18 protein-coding genes are annotated in these 16124 nt (G+C 48.6%); 7 read left to right on the top strand and 11 right to left on the bottom strand.

The window, feature by feature from the left end; translation table 11 throughout:
• The first annotated feature begins 2 nt into the window (after nucleotides 1–2).
• On the top strand, nucleotides 3–1544 hold the full coding sequence (locus ON05_RS27030) for an NAD(P)/FAD-dependent oxidoreductase (RefSeq protein WP_010473103.1): 1542 nt from the start codon (nucleotides 3–5) through the stop codon (nucleotides 1542–1544).
• A gap of 24 nt (nucleotides 1545–1568) precedes the next feature.
• Here the strand turns inward: ON05_RS27030 and ON05_RS27025 are convergent, their stop codons facing one another.
• The 7 genes from ON05_RS27025 to ON05_RS26995 all read right to left on the bottom strand — a co-directional run bounded on the left by ON05_RS27025 (nucleotide 1569) and on the right by ON05_RS26995 (nucleotide 6337).
• Nucleotides 1569–1826: a Txe/YoeB family addiction module toxin gene (locus ON05_RS27025; RefSeq protein WP_010473104.1), complete on the bottom strand. Its 258-nt coding sequence runs from the start codon at nucleotides 1824–1826 to the stop codon at nucleotides 1569–1571.
• On the bottom strand, nucleotides 1819–2073 hold the full coding sequence (locus tag ON05_RS27020) for a type II toxin-antitoxin system Phd/YefM family antitoxin (RefSeq protein ID WP_010473105.1): 255 nt from the start codon (nucleotides 2071–2073) through the stop codon (nucleotides 1819–1821). Before ON05_RS27020 ends, ON05_RS27025 begins: the two co-directional genes overlap by 8 nt.
• Before the next feature lie 62 nt (nucleotides 2074–2135).
• Complete coding sequence (locus tag ON05_RS27015; RefSeq protein WP_010473106.1) at nucleotides 2136–2852, bottom strand: hypothetical protein; 717 nt, start codon at nucleotides 2850–2852, stop codon at nucleotides 2136–2138.
• Nucleotides 2853–2916: 64 nt separating this feature from the next.
• Complete coding sequence (locus tag ON05_RS27010; protein WP_010473107.1) at nucleotides 2917–3405, bottom strand: GNAT family N-acetyltransferase; 489 nt, start codon at nucleotides 3403–3405, stop codon at nucleotides 2917–2919.
• Nucleotides 3406–3438: 33 nt separating this feature from the next.
• Complete coding sequence (locus ON05_RS27005) at nucleotides 3439–4014, bottom strand: hypothetical protein (protein ID WP_010473108.1); 576 nt, start codon at nucleotides 4012–4014, stop codon at nucleotides 3439–3441.
• 148 nt (nucleotides 4015–4162) lie between these two features.
• Nucleotides 4163–4831 carry a response regulator transcription factor gene (locus tag ON05_RS27000; RefSeq protein ID WP_010473109.1) on the bottom strand — a complete coding sequence of 223 codons (669 nt, stop codon included), beginning with the start codon at nucleotides 4829–4831 and terminating at the stop codon, nucleotides 4163–4165.
• Nucleotides 4832–4846: 15 nt separating this feature from the next.
• Nucleotides 4847–6337 carry an ATP-binding protein gene (locus ON05_RS26995; RefSeq protein ID WP_010473110.1) on the bottom strand — a complete coding sequence of 497 codons (1491 nt, stop codon included), beginning with the start codon at nucleotides 6335–6337 and terminating at the stop codon, nucleotides 4847–4849.
• Between the two features lie 481 nt (nucleotides 6338–6818).
• Between ON05_RS26995 and ON05_RS26990 the strand changes: the two genes are divergently transcribed.
• The 4 genes from ON05_RS26990 (at nucleotide 6819) to ON05_RS26975 (ending at nucleotide 10469) form a co-directional block, all read left to right on the top strand.
• Complete coding sequence (locus ON05_RS26990) at nucleotides 6819–7529, top strand: type 1 glutamine amidotransferase domain-containing protein (RefSeq protein ID WP_010473112.1); 711 nt, start codon at nucleotides 6819–6821, stop codon at nucleotides 7527–7529.
• Between the two features lie 344 nt (nucleotides 7530–7873).
• Complete coding sequence (locus ON05_RS26985; protein ID WP_010473113.1) at nucleotides 7874–8341, top strand: Hsp20/alpha crystallin family protein; 468 nt, start codon at nucleotides 7874–7876, stop codon at nucleotides 8339–8341.
• 210 nt (nucleotides 8342–8551) lie between these two features.
• On the top strand, nucleotides 8552–9505 hold the full coding sequence (locus tag ON05_RS26980) for a thermonuclease family protein (RefSeq protein ID WP_010473116.1): 954 nt from the start codon (nucleotides 8552–8554) through the stop codon (nucleotides 9503–9505).
• Between the two features lie 133 nt (nucleotides 9506–9638).
• Nucleotides 9639–10469: a hypothetical protein gene (locus ON05_RS26975; RefSeq protein ID WP_010473118.1), complete on the top strand. Its 831-nt coding sequence runs from the start codon at nucleotides 9639–9641 to the stop codon at nucleotides 10467–10469.
• Nucleotides 10470–10623: 154 nt separating this feature from the next.
• Here ON05_RS26975 and ON05_RS26970 read toward each other — a convergent pair whose 3' ends face one another.
• Complete coding sequence (locus tag ON05_RS26970) at nucleotides 10624–11682, bottom strand: IS630 family transposase (protein WP_262561436.1); 1059 nt, start codon at nucleotides 11680–11682, stop codon at nucleotides 10624–10626.
• Nucleotides 11683–11895: 213 nt separating this feature from the next.
• On the opposite strand from ON05_RS26970, the gene ON05_RS26965 reads away from it, so the two are divergent.
• Nucleotides 11896–12297 (top strand): hypothetical protein, encoded by a 402-nt coding sequence (locus tag ON05_RS26965; RefSeq protein ID WP_010468507.1) that lies wholly within the window; start codon nucleotides 11896–11898, stop codon nucleotides 12295–12297.
• A 231-nt stretch (nucleotides 12298–12528) separates the two neighbouring features.
• Here the strand turns inward: ON05_RS26965 and ON05_RS26960 are convergent, their stop codons facing one another.
• The 3 genes from ON05_RS26960 to ON05_RS26950 are packed head-to-tail and all read right to left on the bottom strand — an operon-like array spanning nucleotide 12529 to nucleotide 14986.
• On the bottom strand, nucleotides 12529–13791 hold the full coding sequence (locus tag ON05_RS26960) for an acetylornithine transaminase (protein WP_010468505.1): 1263 nt from the start codon (nucleotides 13789–13791) through the stop codon (nucleotides 12529–12531).
• Between the two features lie 29 nt (nucleotides 13792–13820).
• The gene (locus tag ON05_RS26955) at nucleotides 13821–14273 is read right to left on the bottom strand and encodes a hypothetical protein (protein WP_010468503.1); all 453 of its coding nucleotides are present in this window, start codon (nucleotides 14271–14273) and stop codon (nucleotides 13821–13823) included.
• Nucleotides 14274–14281: 8 nt separating this feature from the next.
• Entirely contained in the window at nucleotides 14282–14986 is a 705-nt protein-coding gene (locus tag ON05_RS26950; RefSeq protein WP_010468500.1) for a DUF1995 family protein, read from the bottom strand.
• 189 nt (nucleotides 14987–15175) lie between these two features.
• On the opposite strand from ON05_RS26950, the gene ON05_RS26945 reads away from it, so the two are divergent.
• On the top strand, nucleotides 15176–15892 hold the full coding sequence (locus tag ON05_RS26945) for a sulfotransferase (protein ID WP_010468499.1): 717 nt from the start codon (nucleotides 15176–15178) through the stop codon (nucleotides 15890–15892).
• Nucleotides 15893–16124 lie beyond the last annotated feature (232 nt).

The following is a 16124-nucleotide window of genomic DNA, read 5'->3' as shown; positions in this document are numbered from 1 at the left end:
GAATGGCTGAGATAGATTATGACGTCATCGTAATTGGCAGCGGGATTGGCGGACTGATTGCTGGTAGTTTGTTGGCCCGATACGGTAAACGCGCATTGATCTGTGAGAGCCATGGGATTCCGGGGGGTGCTGCCCATGGATTTCAACGCCAAGGCTTTCATTTTGATACTGGCCCCTCCTTTTATTGTGGCCTGAGTGACCCTCATAGCCTGAATCCAGTTCGCCAAGTCCTGCAAGTTTTAGGTGAAACCGTCGATGCGATCGCATATGACCCTCTTGGCTACTATCACTTTCCCAAAGACGACCCAGCTGGGCATTTAGTAGGGGGCTTTCCCATCTACGGAGATGCTCAAAAATACCGAGATGCTGTCGCTGAAATCACCCCTGACGGTGCTCGTCAGCTTCAAAAACTGGAACAAGATTTTCTGGCCCTATTTGCCCCGCTGAAGCGAATTCCTCTCCTCACCCTCCGCAGCAATTGGACCCTCATTCCCTGGCTGATCCGGCATCAGCCTATGGCTTTAGCCCAGCTATTGCCCCAGCTCCGCAATATCCAGAGTTCTGCTGGAGCTATGCTCGATCGGACTGTGAGGGATCCTTGGGTGCGTCGTTTGTTCGATTTGGAATGCTTTCTACTCTCAGGGCTTACAGCCCAAGACACCGTTGCCCCGGAAATGGCGTTTATGTTTGGGGAACGGTCGGGTTCCACCATTGATTATCCCGTCGGTGGCAGTCCTGCCATCATCCAAGCCCTGATTCGGGGCCTGAAGAAGTGGGGAGGTGACCTTCGCCTCAAGGCCCATGTGGACCAAATCCTCGTGAAAGGGGGAAAAGTCCAGGGAATTCAGCTTAAGAACGGGGAACGCCTAACGGCCCCCATTGTCATTTCCAATGCTACGATCTGGGACACCTTCAATCAGCTTCTCAAACCGGAGGATGTACCGCTGGCCTATCGACGACGATCCTTAGCTACCCCTGCGGTTGATAGCTTTATGCACCTCCATGTGGGCATCTGCTCTGATGGACTGTCGGACCTCCCAGGACATCATGTGGTCATCCATAGCAACCAGCAGCCCATCACTCATCCTGGTAATACCTGCATGGTGTCGATTCCTTCGGTTTGGGATACGTCCCTCGCCCCCAAGGGACATCATGTTATTCACACTTATACCCTGGAGCCTTTTGCCCCCTGGGAGCAGGTGGAGGATTATGAGCAGTTCAAGCAGGAGCGGGCCCAGTCCCTCTATCGAGCCTTAGAAACCGTGATACCGGATGTGCGATCGCGCATCACCCTAGAACTTATCGGCACCCCCCTCACCCATCGTCATTATCTCCGCCGCCATCAAGGCACCTATGGTCCTGCTATTGCCGCAGGAAAAGGAACTTTCCCCAGCTGCCATACCCCCATATCGGGCCTGTATCGAGTGGGAGATTCAACCATGCCTGGAATTGGTGTTCCCGCAGTGGCTGCCTCCGGTATTCTTTGTGCTAACACTTTAGTCTCCCCACAGCAGATTCAGGATTTGCTCAAAACGTCAGTGTGAAGTGCTTTGGGCGCATGTCGAGCATTAATAATGATATCGGCAGGAAATAATCGTCAGATAGGCATCATCAACGGCATAGACTAATCGATGAGCCTCGTCTATGCGGCGAGACCAAAAGCCCGATAGGTTTTCACGTAGCGCTTCAGGTTTACCAATGCCTTCAAACGGCTGCTTCTTCGTCGCCTGAATAAGTTTATTGATTCGCTTTAGCGTTTTTTTGTCCTGTCCTTGCCAGTAGCCGTTCCAGGCCGCATCGGTCCAAGCCAATTTGCGATTACTCATCCAAAAGATCGCGCTCGGTGACTTGCCCTTGTCGATATTGGGCAATGGATTGTTCTAGATGCGCAGCATTTGCAGGCGATTTTAACAAGTGAACCGTTTCTAGCAGGCTGTTGAAAGACTCCAGAGACATGACCACTGCATCATCGGCATCTCGTCGGGTGATGATGGTATAGTCTGCATCCTCTGCCACTCGATCTAAGACTGCTTTCAGTTTGCTACGGGCTTCACTAAAGGAAATAATGTTCATCTACTCTTGTACTATTTACCGTACAAGTATAGCCGATTAGACCAGTGAGATTGGGATGAACTTTACTTGGCTTGGCCTTTAAGAATAACAGCCTGATCCTGAAAATTCAGATCTTGAATTTGGAGCTGCCCCAACTGGAGATTGACGGGGTTGTCTAAAAGATCGGATGGAAGATTGATGCGATCGCGCAGATCTGCATAGGAGAATCGAACATTGCCTAAAACCAACCTGGCCTCTTTGCCAAGGACGACCTTCCCTTGTTGGATCTGGGGTTTGCCCTCCACCCCCACATAGATTTCCTTGTCTTGTAAAACGGGGAAACTTTGCAATAATCCCTTGACCGTTGTTTGATACTCAGACGGCAATTGATCTAAAGGCAGCGCGGCGGTATCCACCACAATCCCAGTTTGGAGCTGGCCCGCTTCAATTTTGGTATTCATCGCTTTAACAGAGGTCATCACTTTCGGGCTGCGAGCCTGGGTCGGGAGTGACGTGACCACAAACTGGTTGAATTCTTGGGCCGTTAATTGGACTTCCGGCGTCCGGGAGCCAGGGGTACCGAGGACGCGATCTACTTTTTGGTGCAGATCGAAAGCCAAGCGCTCTATCTCAGCCGGTTCATCGACTTGGGTTGGCAGCAATGTGGAAGGGGCTGTTTCCGGGGTTGAGGATCGGGTATACCAATCCGGGAGATGGGTGACCTGCTGCCAGGTATAGGCCAGCCAGCCTCCACCGCCCAGGACCAACAAGAAGGCAACCAGTCCTATCTTTTTAAGCATGCAAACCTACTTCAAACCTAAGCCGAGCTGCAGACTTGGCTCCCCCATTCCAAGACCAAACGCTTTATGACGCTGAATCCTGCCTATGAGTTTCAGCTAGCTTCTTAACCATCGCAATATGCAGCATATCTGCCTGGAGAAAGGGCTCTCCCTGCCGTTTGAATCTAAATTGCTCATAAAATGATGCTGACTGAGACTGGGCATACAGAATAGCTGTGGCAAATCCCTGCTGTTGGGCATATTGAAGGGCCGAGGTCGTAACCGCTTTACCAATTCCCTGCTGACGAAATCCCTCTAACACAGCTACCCGCTCAATTTTGGCTTGGGTTCCATCTCCGTAGGCTCTGACACGGGCAATGCCGACAGGCTGCTGTTGCCAATAGGCCACAAAGTGATTGGCGGTTTCATCTTCTCCATCCATATCTAGCTCCGGATCAATGTTTTGCTCGATATGAAACACTTGCTGCCGAATCAAGAAAATATCCCTGGAACTGTCGGCGTAGGAGGTCAGGGTAACTTCTAAATCAGAGGTTTGAGATGAATGAATTGTCATTGCCAGTCCTGTGACCAAGAGCCATATTCTAAATTATGGTGATGGATTATAGGGCAAAGAGGAGTGGTGGAGATTGATTAAAAGTCTGCCACTACTCGCTTTTTGGTACCCAAACGTGTACTCAACCTTTAAGTCTTGGCCTGTGCGTGCATTCGTAAAGTAGTAGTTGCCAATGGCAACAGCCGAATCACTATCGATGGCAATTTTTGAATTCTCGAAACGGACCTTGCTCCAGGGTTGAAGGGCAAATCCTTGGTCCTCAGGGACAATACCCGTCACAAAGTACGAGATGGCTTCTGCTTCCGTGGGCCGAAATTGCTTCTTGGCAGCCTTGGTGGGTTTAAATAAGACCGGACCCTCATCGTAGCCATAAAGAGCATCGACAATATTTTCCGCTAATACTTGATAGGCGGCGTTGTTGTTGTGGGCTTTACCGATCCTGACAATGGCATCCCCCCACTCTTTTTGAGCCTGAAGAATCTCCTCCTGGGTAATCGGGGAATTAGGTGTTGGCGGGGTAGAGCTGACTTGATGGGTATAGCTAGTGAGTAGGCTGCCTAACACGCCTCCCAGGGCAAACGCCACCCAAGCGTTGAGTTGAAAGGGCATTAAGAGAGCATTCCTTTGAGCAATAAATGCACCAATGGTTGATGTGTTTTCAGTGTGTCGAACGCCGATTTTTCCGCCCACTATCTACTGGCTAGTTTTGCTCCTAGACCAGTAGTATCCACCTGGATATCCACCGAATTGGATGGAGTTAGATCAACCCTTCTCGGACAGCTTTTGCTGCGGCTTGAACCCGATCATCCACGCTTAACTTATTTAAGATCATGCGCACATAGGACTTGATGGTTCCGAGGGATAGATATAGCTGGTTGGCAATTTCTTGATTGGAGCACCCTTCACTGATGAGTTGCAGGACTTCTCGCTCTCGATCACTGAGTACGGTTGCCGGAGCAGCTTGTCGATGGGGAGGTGTGGTTGTGGGGGTGTTTGCCGACTTCAACATGGAGGCTAGCTTATGGGCGATTTGAGGATCCAAGTAAGTACCGCCCCCTTGAATTAAGCGAATGACGGCCAATAATTGTTGCCAGTCAATACTTTTTAAGCAGTACCCATCGGCTCCAGCGGCGAGCATGCCAACCACTTGATTGTCTTTGCCAAAGGCGCTTAGGGCCAGAACTCGGATATCTGGACAGGTCGCTTTAATTTTTTGGGTGGCAGAGATGCCATCCAGAATAGGCAGTTCAATATCCATCAGGACGATATTGGGTTGGAGCTGTGTCGCTAAGTCAATTGCCTGTTGACCATTTTCGGCCTCGCCGATCACTTCAAAATCGGACTCTAAACTGAATTGTCCTTTTAGCCCCATCCGCATCAGGGCATGGTCTTCCACGAGGAGTAAGCGAATCGGTTGCTCAGACATGATCACCTCTTGGGTTTAGGCCGTACCGTTGAGGGATTGGGGAGCCTCGATAGGCAGCGAGAACCAGAACGTCGCGCCTTGACCGATGGTGCTTTCTACCCAAATCTTCCCTCCATGAGCTTCAATAATTTGACGACAAAGGTACAGCCCCAACCCCGCCCGACCTTGGCGACCGGTTCCTTGAGAAAATCGTCGGAATAAATGTTTGGCGTCTTTCTCTTTCAGCCCCGGCCCTTGATCATGGACGGCGACTTGAACCTGGCTGGGTTGGGATGATAGGACCTCAATCCGAACGGTTTTACCCTGATCGCTTAAGCGTACGGCATTTTCGACTAAATTGAGGAGAACCCGTTGAATTTCAATGGCATCCCCAATCGCATCAGGCAAGTTGGATTTGATGTCAGTTTTAAGGTGACATTTGTCTTGGGTGCTTTGTTGAATCCAAAGGGTGACGCGATCGCAAATCTTATGCCAATTCAACCGTTCTCGATTGAGGATACGACTTCCCTCGGCTTCGTAGCGACTAATATCGAGCAGGGTTTCCACCAGTTTAATCAGGTTGTCATTGGCATCTTGAGATTCCCCCAAGATTTCTTTGAAGGAATCACTAACGTCGCCAAAAGCCCCGCCGACCATGGCATGTAAGGTACTGCGATTGGCGAGTAATGGAGTGCGCAAATCATGGGAGAAGGTGCGGATTAAATCTTCAAGCTGTTGGTTTCGTTGCTGAATCTTTTCTTGTCGATTGCGAATATCTTGGGCCATATCATTGAGAATGATGGCGAGTTGGCCCATTTCATCTTCTGAGGTATGGGTGATTTTGACATCGAGCTGACCTGTTTTCCAGGCTTGACCGACTTTCATCAGGTGTTGAATCGGAGAAACCATTCGACGGCGAAGGAGTCCAAAGTTGCCAACACTGCCAATTGTAATCACGCCAATGCTGAGACCACTCAACACGAAACTCAACTGATTGAGCCATTCCAAGTGGGCTAGCCGCCTATTTTGTGCGTTTAAAAGTCCCTTCTCGTACAGCAAAATGCCATCAATAGTGCCTCGTAACGTATCCAATGATCCCAGCTGGGATAAGTCCTCAAGTTCAAAGGAACCGGACAAGACGGGCTGCACAAATTGATCTTCCCATTGGGAATGGAAGGTGTAAATGTCGCCTAAATTATCCTTGAGAGACGGATCATCTTGGAGGAGATTGGATAAGCGATCTAGGCTGGTGCTAAAGGCAGTTCGCCCATCTCGATACTGTTGGAGAAATTCTTTATCTTTGTTGAGCAAGTATCCGCGAAGGGCCACTTTTTCTTCTAGAGCGGCTCTAAGTAAACGCTCACTTTCTCGCTTGATTTTGAAGGTTTGGGTGATACGGTTGACGTTGCGTTGCTTCTGAATATTGACGACCAAGCTCAACCCTTCTTGGGTTAGTAACAGCAAAATAAGCACCGTCAAACTGACGTATAACGGTGCAAATAATCGCTTTTTTAAAAAGGAAACCATTTCAATCGTCTTAGCAACTGCCCAACCCGTGACTTACAGACAATTTACAGGGCTTTGCTGTGATCTGAAACAGGGGTTAATCCTCTTAGGTTTCCCCCCAGAAGCCCAGACCTCACTTACGGTTATTGCTCTACTCAGTTCTTTCTTTATGGCTCCTTAGGCATCGAGAACCGCTACCGTTCAACAAGCCTGTATGCGTGGGAAATAGTCTGCCTAAAATAGCCAATGATACGAGTGGATATCCAGGTGGATGATACCTGAAGACTAGTCTTTTCCCCTCCGAAAAATAACCAGTAGACAGTTGTGATTGTTGGTTCACAGTAGCCATATTAATACTATCAGAAAATAAAAATGTTCGGTTTGATTCGTTAAAACATAACTCACTCAAAAAGAATTGCTGAAATAACAATTTGAACCACTGTTCAGAACTAACCCATTCACCCTATCCCCATTACTCTTCAAAATGTCAAAGCACATCTTAATGATCGTTTCCAACTCTGCGACCAGCACCACCGGCAAACCCGTGGGGATTTGGGCTGCTGAACTGATTCATCCTTACGATGTGTTCAAAGCTGCTGGCTGTCAGGTGACCATCGCCAGTTCCCAGGGTGGCCCAGTTGAACTTGACCCCCTGAGTGACCCCCGTGATTCATCGGGATTCTCATCGTTAGATATCCTCTCAGCAAGATACCTAACGCAATCGACGTTTGCGGATCAGTTATCGAATACCCCTGCGATCGCAGATCTCAATACGCACGACTATGATGCCATCTTTGTTTGTGGTGGTCAGGGAACCCTCTACACTTTCCCGGAAGACCAGGCTTTAACCGATTTATTTGTCAGCTTTTACCAAGACGAGAAACCGAGCGCGACCCTCTGTCGAGGCGCTTGCTTACTCCTGAATGCCACCTTAGATAATGGCGAACCATTGATTCAAGGCAAAATGATCACGGGATTCTCCAAGAAAGAAGAGCAGTGGATGGATCAAAACGTTGGCCCGATGATGGTTCCTTTTGTTCTGGAAGAGGAAGCTAAGAAACGTGGTGCAAAATTTGTGGCGAGTTCTGCCTTCACACCATTTGCGATGCAAGATGGAAACTTGATTACTGGCCAGCAAAGAAATTCTGGTTTCCAAACGGCGGGGTTAGTCTTGAAGGCGCTGGATTTAGATTTTGATGAGTATTCACACTAAGGGCTAATTGTCTTCCTCTTTTTCAGCCCTTTCTTCTTAAGAGGCAGGAGGACAATAATGGCGATTGGACAGCACTGTTTACTTGATCATGCGGTCGAAGTAAGACGATCAATGTGGGCTGAAAGCAGTAAGAAGATTCAAAATTGCGGAGAACCGATATCTTTGGGCGGTTCTCCGCAATTTTTCTAGTCGAGACCTAGGAATGAGGGGAGGATTTCTCTCCATCCTGTATAGGGTTCTCATGATTTTCGATCACCCCTTGGGTATTGCATATTGGATGTAACGAAACAAACAGAGCGGTTGTTACCGCTTCACTGATAACAGCCAATGCGAGGTACAAAACTATGATGATTCGTTACTGGAATCCGATTGAAGAAGCAGATGCGATCCGTCATCAACTCGATCGCCTCTTCGACGGCATGTTGGATACGGACACGTCCACCGTCAATTGGTCCCCTGCGATTGAAGTCTGGGACCAAGGCAATGCCCTGGTTCTCAAAGCCTTCTTGCCAGGGGTTAAGGCGGACGATTTGGACATTCAGGTGACTCGAAAGTCCGTTTCCCTATCGGGTCAGCGCCATGCCGAGGACCTGCCAGAAGGTGCCAAGCGCCTCTACACCGACATCCGTTATGGACAGTTCCAACGGGCTACCAAGCTTCCGGTGGAAGTGCAAAACACCAAAGTAGATGCGTCCTTTGAGCAAGGTCTGCTCACTCTCACCCTGCCTAAGGTTGAAGCCGAACAACACAAAGTGGTGAAGGTTAACCTGACGGGTGAGTCACCTGCTATCGATGCGGCTGACAACGCCTAACCGCTAGCTCTCCCTTGGGTCTAACGATTGACTGGACCGAGTTCTAGTAATACCTGCCTCGAGGGGTAAAACGCTCCTCGAGGTTTTTTTGGGTGAATTTTGGATGGGGGCATAGGCCGCCAAGTAAACATTCATGAGGAAGCCCCCTGGAAGCTAGGTATAAATTCTCAATATCTGCTATGACTGACTTACAAACAGAACGTCCTTGTTATGTTTCTGGGAACCACTATAGAAGCAACTGTTGTCCGGGTAGTTGATGGCGATACCATTCGAGTTCTGCTGCCCTATTTGGACCAAGAGAAGTCCCTGCGACTACTTAACCTAGAAACAGAAGAATCGAATTCAGGCAGCAATAAGATCATTACCCCCTGGGGCCAACAGGCTAAAGAGCGGGCCGAGCGGTTTTTTCAGCCTCAGGATCTGGTGACTTTGGAATATCCTGGCACGGAACCCGCTGAGATTTGTCATCGCCGTTATCAAGATAATTATGGGCGTCCGCTGTTGCTGATTCATAAACAGGGGGTGGATTATCAAGAAGTGATGATTCGCGAAGGTTACAGCCCCTATTTCAATAAATATGGCAATGCTGCATTTTCTGAGTACCATCAGCGGTATCAACAGGCGGAACGGGATGCCCAACAGGCCAATTTGGGGGTGTGGGACCAATTAGCGGTAAATGGCGAAAAAATCCATAATTATGCCGCTTTAGGGATTTGGTGGGGCCTCAGGGCCGAAATTATCGATGGGTTTCGTCAATATAAAGCTCACCAGCCAGACTTGCTCAACTCCCGATTAGACTTTGAAGAGATTGTGGCGAGAGCCCAACATCAGGAGAAGGTTGTGGTGTTTACGGAGTTGCGATCGCTCCGTCGTATCACCGCCACGAGTGCCCGAATCGAGATTGGCTCGGTCAAACAGCCCTTCAGTTTATATCTCCCGAATACGGAATCTCCGGGCGGTAAAGCAGTCGTGAATCTACTCAATAATCGATACTTTAGTACTGAGAATGCACCTAAACGGAGTTATGCCTACGTGGCCGGACAACTGCGCATGTTTAATAAAAATCCCCAAATCACTATAAAATCAACGTCTCAGATTATGGATGAACCTACACTTTCTGCCATAACACCCTTGAGAAAAGTGAATAAGTTAGCCTCCGCCTAGTGATGCCTCACCCAACCCATTCAAGCAGACACTCGGTGGATACGGAGGGAGATGCGGGAGCCGATGGGGATGGGAGCGTTTGAGTAATCTCAACATGCTGCTAGAGAATTTTTAGCCTGAGATAGCACCCTCTATGAACTCACTCGTTCAACGCCAAATTGCCTTTAATCTCAACAGCAGTAATGCATGGGAGGCATTTTCAAGTCATCGGAGTCAAGTCACATGGTTACTAAAGCATGATACGGACCCGTCTCGTCTGTGTATTTTGGGAGCTGGCAATTGCAATGATCTAGATTTGACGACTCTTCTCCAATCCCACCAAGAGATTCACCTTGTAGATATTGACTTAGATGCCTTAGCCCAGGGGGTCGCCAAGCAAAATCTCGCAAATCAGGGGCATATCCATCTGCATGGTGGAATTGATTTAACTGGAATGCTCGATCTGATGTCCCACTGGTCCCCCAAGGTAACCCTTTCAAAGACGGATATTGCTGCTTGTATTGATGCTCCAACTCACTGCCTTGAGCAACTCCCAGGCCCGTTTGATGGGGTAGCCTCAACCTGTCTCTTGAGTCAGTTGATCAAAAGTATCGTGGATACCATAGGCGAAGATCATCCTCAGTTTGTGACGGTGATTCAAGCTATTCGTTTAGGGCATTTGCGCTTATTGCTAAAGCTGATGAACCCAGGTGGCTTTGGGGTGCTAATTACAGATGTGGTCTCTTCTGATTCCTATCCACCCTTACCCACTGTCCCCACACAGAATCTGAGCCAGGTGCTGGTGCAGCTGGTTCGACAGGGGAATTTCTTTCATGGCGTCAACCCTGCTGCAATCGTCAATCTCTTTCGCCAAGATCCGGTTCTCAGCAAGCAGGTGGCAAGCCTAGAACCCGTTGGCCCTTGGCGTTGGAATTTTGGTCCTCGTCACTATGCGGTTATTGCCGTGAAGTTCCAGAAAAAGTGATATTCGCTTCCCTTCAGGAATGGGCTGTGCGTCAATATCTCATTAGGTAAAGTATGCTTGCAGCGAAGGGAGAGGTTTCCCAGCTTTTAATGATGCGAGACGACTCATCACTGATACCAAATCCGACTCATTAACCCCCGAAATATCTTATCTGTCAAGCTGGCCACCAATGGTAGTGAGTGAGAGCTTGAATGTCTGATTGCATTGTCATTAAAGTTCGACAGCGCTGCTCGAGCACATCTTCCAACTCATCCAGGGTCTCAAAGCATCGATTGGCCAGTGGTTCATCCGCTAGCCGCCACAACCGTTCAGCGGGCTGTAGCTCTGGAGAATAGGGGGGTAAAACCTTCAGATGAATGCCTTTAGGTACCACCAGATTTTTACAGGTATGCCATCCGGCTCCATCGAGAACGAGAAGAATCTGTTTGTGCTTTCCCGCTCCAACTTGCTGAGCAAAGCTTTGTAGGGCTTGATTAAACCATTCTCCATTGACCCGAGGCAGAATGAACCATTCGGTATTGCCAGTTGCGGGATGAACGAATCCATACAGATAGGTCCATTCATAGCGATGGTCCACCTCAGCAATTGGACGCTGACCCACAGGCGCCCAAATCTTTCGAATAATGGGTTTAAGGCCTAAACGATGTTCATCAAAGGACCAAACTTCGACCTGAGCATTAGGGTAGCGTCGCTCCAATTCTGCTTTGTACTTAGGCAGTTTTTTAAAAGCGGCTTGGGCCTCTGGTTCACCTTTACGGTGGTGAGGACGTGGGCATTGCAGGGACTGCTCCAATCGCTTGAGATAGTCCCAACCGCGTTGGGGCCAAACCTTATCGACTCCTGTCATCTGAGCGATGACCTGGGCTACTTTGGGGCCGTTCCATAGACCACCGTCGGCGGGTGGGGTTTGTAGACGAGTCAACAATTGTGCACATTGGTCTTGAGTCAGAAGACTGCGAGATTGATGAGGTCGCTTATCTTTGCGTCGGTTGCGTAACCCATGGGCGCCATTGTGGTTATACTCCCTGACGATTTCTCGAGCGTAATCGTAGTTGAGACCGACCACTTGGGCTGCTTGAGTTAGCGTTGTTTGCTCACTGACGAGCCACAGCAGATGCCAGCGGCGCGATTCTACTGGGTCTTGGCTGGCTCGATAATGAGACTTCAGCTCGTCAGGCGAAAAATGGGGTTCGAGATATAGTTTTCTTGGCATTCTCTAATTATGCATTATATCGGAGTTATATAAATCGGATTTGGTATGAGAATAGATTTAAATCAATTTATTGGTGGGAATTTATCCTTTTGCTGGATTAATCTGTCGCTATTTATCTAAAATAAGCTTTTTATCTGATTCTCACGCTCAATTAATATGGATTCCTATATATTAAAATCTTTTTTTGAGGGCCTCACATCAGGGATTGAGTTAATGCATGCTCTAGATGGTACACGAGATCAACTGAGTTCCAGTGCCGTCATCCGGCATCACATGGAAGACCTCAGTACTGGATTTGATGTCATAAGTGATCACTTGGTAAAACTATGTGACGCTGTGCTGTCTAATGAACTGACACCAGAAAGCGTTGAATGGATCGCGTTTAGTATGATAGCGTCTGACCATTTCAATTGGGACGCAGATACTCCCGATGGTGAACGCGTTGCGGAAACATTATTCGACTGGTCCGCGCCAGAGGTGAACTACTGTCTGACCCATACAACTATGGCAAAGTTCAAACATCGATTGATGACTGGAGAGGATACCTTCGACAAAACGGATTTTTACAATGGTTATCCCTCAGCATCAAAGAGTATTGTTTGGAAACTGAAATAGGGGTAAACGAATACACTGCGTTTGTTGCATAACAAATGGTTTGAACTCGAGCAACAATCAGCAGATGAGCTTCCTAGAACGTTTTCTCCTTAATAAGTGATTCTGTTTATCTCGGGTGACCAGATCCTTGTAAGACCTGGTAATTTTCGCAAACTGGAAAGACTATAGCTTCAATGGTTTAAAGCTGGGAAGAGACCAAAAGGAGTGAATAGTGCAATATCCCTGATCGCTTTAACCCTTTTCAGCCAAAACTTGCCGGACGGTTTGCAGGGCTTTAGCCACTTCTGCCTCACTCACAACTAAAGGTGGCACAAAGCGGACAACCTTGGGGCCAGCCGGAACAAGTAGTAAACCTATTTCCATAGCGGCTTTGATCACCTCTATCGAAGTAAGTTCAATGTCATCCTTAAGAACTAGGCCATTAATCAGCCCCCATCCTCGAACTTCAGCGATCAGGCGTGGATATTGGGACTTCAGCATATGCAGTCCTGCCCGTAACTGTTCCCCTCGCTGGGCGGAATTGTCTAGTAGATGTTCAGATTCCAACGTATCGAGAACGGCTAAGGCCGCTGCACAGGCAAAGGGATTTCCCCCAAAGGTGCTGGCATGATCGCCTGGTTGTAAAACACTGCAAAATTCTTTGCTGAGCATGGCCCCAATCGGGATGCCCCCTGCCAACCCTTTTGCCAAGGTAAACACATCCGGTTTAATCCCTAGATTCTGATATCCCCAGAGTTTTCCGGTTCGGCCAATTCCAACCTGTACCTCATCCAGAATCAGCAAGATTCCAGTCTGATCGCAGATTTGGCGTACCCCCTGGAAATATTCCATCTGTCCGGGGCGCACCCCTCCTTCCCCCTGCAAAGGTTCCAGAAGAATAGCTGCAACTCGGCGTTGGTCGTGATCGAGGGTGGCGATTTTATCCTTGAGGGCAGCTAAGTCATTAAATGGCACATACTCAAACCCAGGCACCAGCGGATCAAAATTCTTTTGATACTTCGGTTGTGCTGTGGCAGTTATGGTGGCTAGGGTCCGGCCATGAAAGCTCGCATCCGCCGTCAAGATGATCGGCTGTTCTATATTTAGAACCGTATGGGCATACTTTCGGGCTAGTTTGATGGCCCCTTCGTTGGCCTCCGCCCCTGAATTACAGAAAAAGGCGCGATCGGCGCAGGAGTGCTGGTTCAGCCAATGGGCGAGATCACCCTGTGGGGGAATGTAATACAGATTAGAGACATGGTGGAGAGTTTGGATTTGGGCCGTAACTGCTGCTACTAGAGCGGGGTGGGCGTGGCCCAAGGTGCAGGTGGCAATCCCGGCGACAAAATCTAGATATTCGCGTCCTTCTGTGTCCCAGACGCGACAGCCTTGTCCTCGCTCTAGGGCGATGGGAAAACGACCATAAGTGGTCATTACATCCTGATCAAAGGTGGCGGCATTAAAGGATTGAGCGGACACCGCAGACGGATCTTGAGCAAGTTCAGTAGGGCTCACAAGCACTCCTGCACGGACGAAAGGTTGACTTACATTGTAGAGGCAGATTTTTGCAAGTTGCGATCCAATCCCGCTTTGACCCAATTGATACAGGCTAATTCACTGGAAAAAATCTTAGGAGCGGCAATATTATTTAGCCGAGTGGGTGGATAGTGATCGTAAAAGAATTTGCCCGCAATCTCTGAAATAATTACCAAATTTTGCTTGTAGATATAGCGCTGCTTAAAGTAATCCATGGTGGGAATAGCGGACACCTCCGCCTCTAAATGTTCTCTCGCAATATCCAAAATGCCTTCTATGCGACTGGAGTGCAGGCCCGCTGGGTTATTAGCTCGATGCCATTCACTGCGGTTACCGAGTTCAGACAACAATCGATAAGCATAGATAGGGGTTTGGGCAATCTCACTATAGATATAGGGAATGATCAGATGTCCGCGATAAACCACGGACTGCTCATACATGAGTCGTCGAGGAGAAATCATGGGGAGGATTACTGGGTAAGGGCTTTCCAAAATTGCTGCATATTGTCCAATAGACCGGGTTTACGGATCTCTTCCGTTGCCGTCAATGACGCCAAAAGCTGACTGATCCGTTCGCCTGAAGGACGGTTTTCTTCTGTGGCCAGAATCTGATGCTCATCTTCTTCCCCCTCGGCCCACCAAATCTGCCACTCGCTGGGGTAAGACCGAATCACGGCTCCCCGTTCTAAGGGCAGAAAAGAATAACAAGATTCAATATTGTTGAGAAATCGCTCTCGCAGGGTCCGACCAGCCATGCCAATCCCGACAATGGAAACATCTTCTAGCTTGGGATTCAGCAAAATACAGACGCGATCACCCGCCTGGCTACAAATTTGCTCTACCTTACCCACTTCTACTGGAGTAGGGGCAATAAAAACAAAGGCATCATTTTCAGGCTGTACGGGGTCTATTAATTCTTCAATCCCTCGCAACTCGTAGGAAATATCTTTCCATTGATGACGGGCTAAGGCCGCTGCCCCCGTATCAGAGAAAAAGACTTTAACGTTCTCACCTAGGTTTGGCAGTTGGCTAAGATATTGCTGGGCGACGGGCAAAGGCTTGAGTTCGGGGATGGCAATTTCAACCTGAAGCAGGGTTTTGTGATCTGCGATCGCAGCCTTTGTTGCCTCAACGGCTTGGGATATTGACGTTTCCAAAGAATCGGGAAAGACCATCTGCACTTCTCACCGGAACAATAGACTAGGTTGAACTGAGGTCAATCCTCAAGGCCACAAGGTGCCCCTAACTATTTTGACCTATAAGTCACCCCAAACCAAATCGATACGCTCAAGTATCGTTCAATTGCTGAATTCTTGATATGTTCAGATCGTGACTATCGTTCAGGCTGAATCGGCAAATTATTCGTGCAAATTTTAGTGACGGGGCTCCATCGTTCAGGAACTAGCGCCACGGCCAGGCTGCTAGCGACCATGACCCATCTTCAACTGTTGGACGATCCGCAATGGGCGATTTTTCATCCAAGCATGGCGAAGGCCTATCGGCAGGTTAGCGAATATCATCAAGAGCTGACCCAAGCCGACATCGTTAAATGTCCCCGAATGGGAGAATGCTTAGATTGCATTTTGGCAGACTTCCCTCAAACCCAAATTATCTATTTAGTCCGCGATCCCAGGGATGTCTATTGCTCTATTGCCGAAGCCCAAAAATCCTCCGATCCAACGGTGACCACGATGGCGGATAATCAACGCTTTGGTCCCCATGAGTCTCTCTGGCACGGAGTCTCTTTAGCTTTTTGCACCTATGCTCAACAAGCACTTCAGGCCATCAATGGTGCTCCAGAGCGTCTGACTCTAATTAACTATGTTGAGATCTACCAAACGCCTCAGCAAACCTTGCAAGGGCTTTGCCAACATCTGGGTCTACCAATCCGCACATCTGATATCGCCTCTGTTGCAATGCAACAATTAGGACCGACGCGGAATAAGCGCCAGAGTGATTTATCCATCAAAGGCGTACATCGATGGCAACAAGAACTCGACCCTGCAGATGCTGCCAGCATTTTTGAACTGTGTGGTGATGACTTTAGAACCTTACTTGCCCATTGCCGATCTTTTACCTAAACAAACGGCTTAATCTACTCAAATTAGGGCTAGCGGAACCGGCTACTCATTTAAAGCGGGTCTTTTCGCGAGGGCAGTAGGGTTTGATTGAGGCTACTGAGAGTATGCTTGCGATCGCAAATACCAAAACCAAGATTATTTCAGGCCATGGTCCCCCTCTAATCGGGCTGAACGGGTCACCTAACCTGGAGAAAAGAATTTTAACCCCCCGAGAAAGTTCTCACCATTGTTG

Origin of the sequence: Acaryochloris sp. CCMEE 5410 (assembly GCF_000238775.2) — a bacterium.
GTDB lineage: Bacteria > Cyanobacteriota > Cyanobacteriia > Thermosynechococcales > Thermosynechococcaceae > Acaryochloris.
Note: the sequence above shows the minus strand (reverse complement) of the source record. Positions and strands in the feature narration are given on the sequence as shown.

Bases quoted from the DNA above. Each gene is read 5' to 3' on its own strand.
- ON05_RS27005 (WP_010473108.1), bottom strand. From the start codon at position 4,014: ATGCCCTTTCAACTCAACGCTTGGGTGGCGTTTGCCCTGGGAGGCGTG.
- ON05_RS27000 (WP_010473109.1), bottom strand. From the start codon at position 4,831: ATGTCTGAGCAACCGATTCGCTTACTCCTCGTGGAAGACCATGCCCTG.
- ON05_RS27015 (WP_010473106.1), bottom strand. From the start codon at position 2,852: ATGCTTAAAAAGATAGGACTGGTTGCCTTCTTGTTGGTCCTGGGCGGT.
- ON05_RS26950 (WP_010468500.1), bottom strand. From the start codon at position 14,986: ATGGTCTTTCCCGATTCTTTGGAAACGTCAATATCCCAAGCCGTTGAG.
- ON05_RS26990 (WP_010473112.1), top strand. From the start codon at position 6,819: ATGATCGTTTCCAACTCTGCGACCAGCACCACCGGCAAACCCGTGGGG.
- ON05_RS26985 (WP_010473113.1), top strand. From the start codon at position 7,874: ATGATGATTCGTTACTGGAATCCGATTGAAGAAGCAGATGCGATCCGT.
- ON05_RS27020 (WP_010473105.1), bottom strand. From the start codon at position 2,073: ATGAACATTATTTCCTTTAGTGAAGCCCGTAGCAAACTGAAAGCAGTC.
- ON05_RS26980 (WP_010473116.1), top strand. From the start codon at position 8,552: ATGTTTCTGGGAACCACTATAGAAGCAACTGTTGTCCGGGTAGTTGAT.
- ON05_RS26975 (WP_010473118.1), top strand. From the start codon at position 9,639: ATGAACTCACTCGTTCAACGCCAAATTGCCTTTAATCTCAACAGCAGT.
- ON05_RS26970 (WP_262561436.1), bottom strand. From the start codon at position 11,682: ATGCCAAGAAAACTATATCTCGAACCCCATTTTTCGCCTGACGAGCTG.
- ON05_RS27010 (WP_010473107.1), bottom strand. From the start codon at position 3,405: ATGACAATTCATTCATCTCAAACCTCTGATTTAGAAGTTACCCTGACC.
- ON05_RS26955 (WP_010468503.1), bottom strand. From the start codon at position 14,273: ATGATTTCTCCTCGACGACTCATGTATGAGCAGTCCGTGGTTTATCGC.
- ON05_RS26995 (WP_010473110.1), bottom strand. From the start codon at position 6,337: ATGGTTTCCTTTTTAAAAAAGCGATTATTTGCACCGTTATACGTCAGT.
- ON05_RS26965 (WP_010468507.1), top strand. From the start codon at position 11,896: ATGCATGCTCTAGATGGTACACGAGATCAACTGAGTTCCAGTGCCGTC.
- ON05_RS27025 (WP_010473104.1), bottom strand. From the start codon at position 1,826: ATGAGTAATCGCAAATTGGCTTGGACCGATGCGGCCTGGAACGGCTAC.
- ON05_RS27030 (WP_010473103.1), top strand. From the start codon at position 3: ATGGCTGAGATAGATTATGACGTCATCGTAATTGGCAGCGGGATTGGC.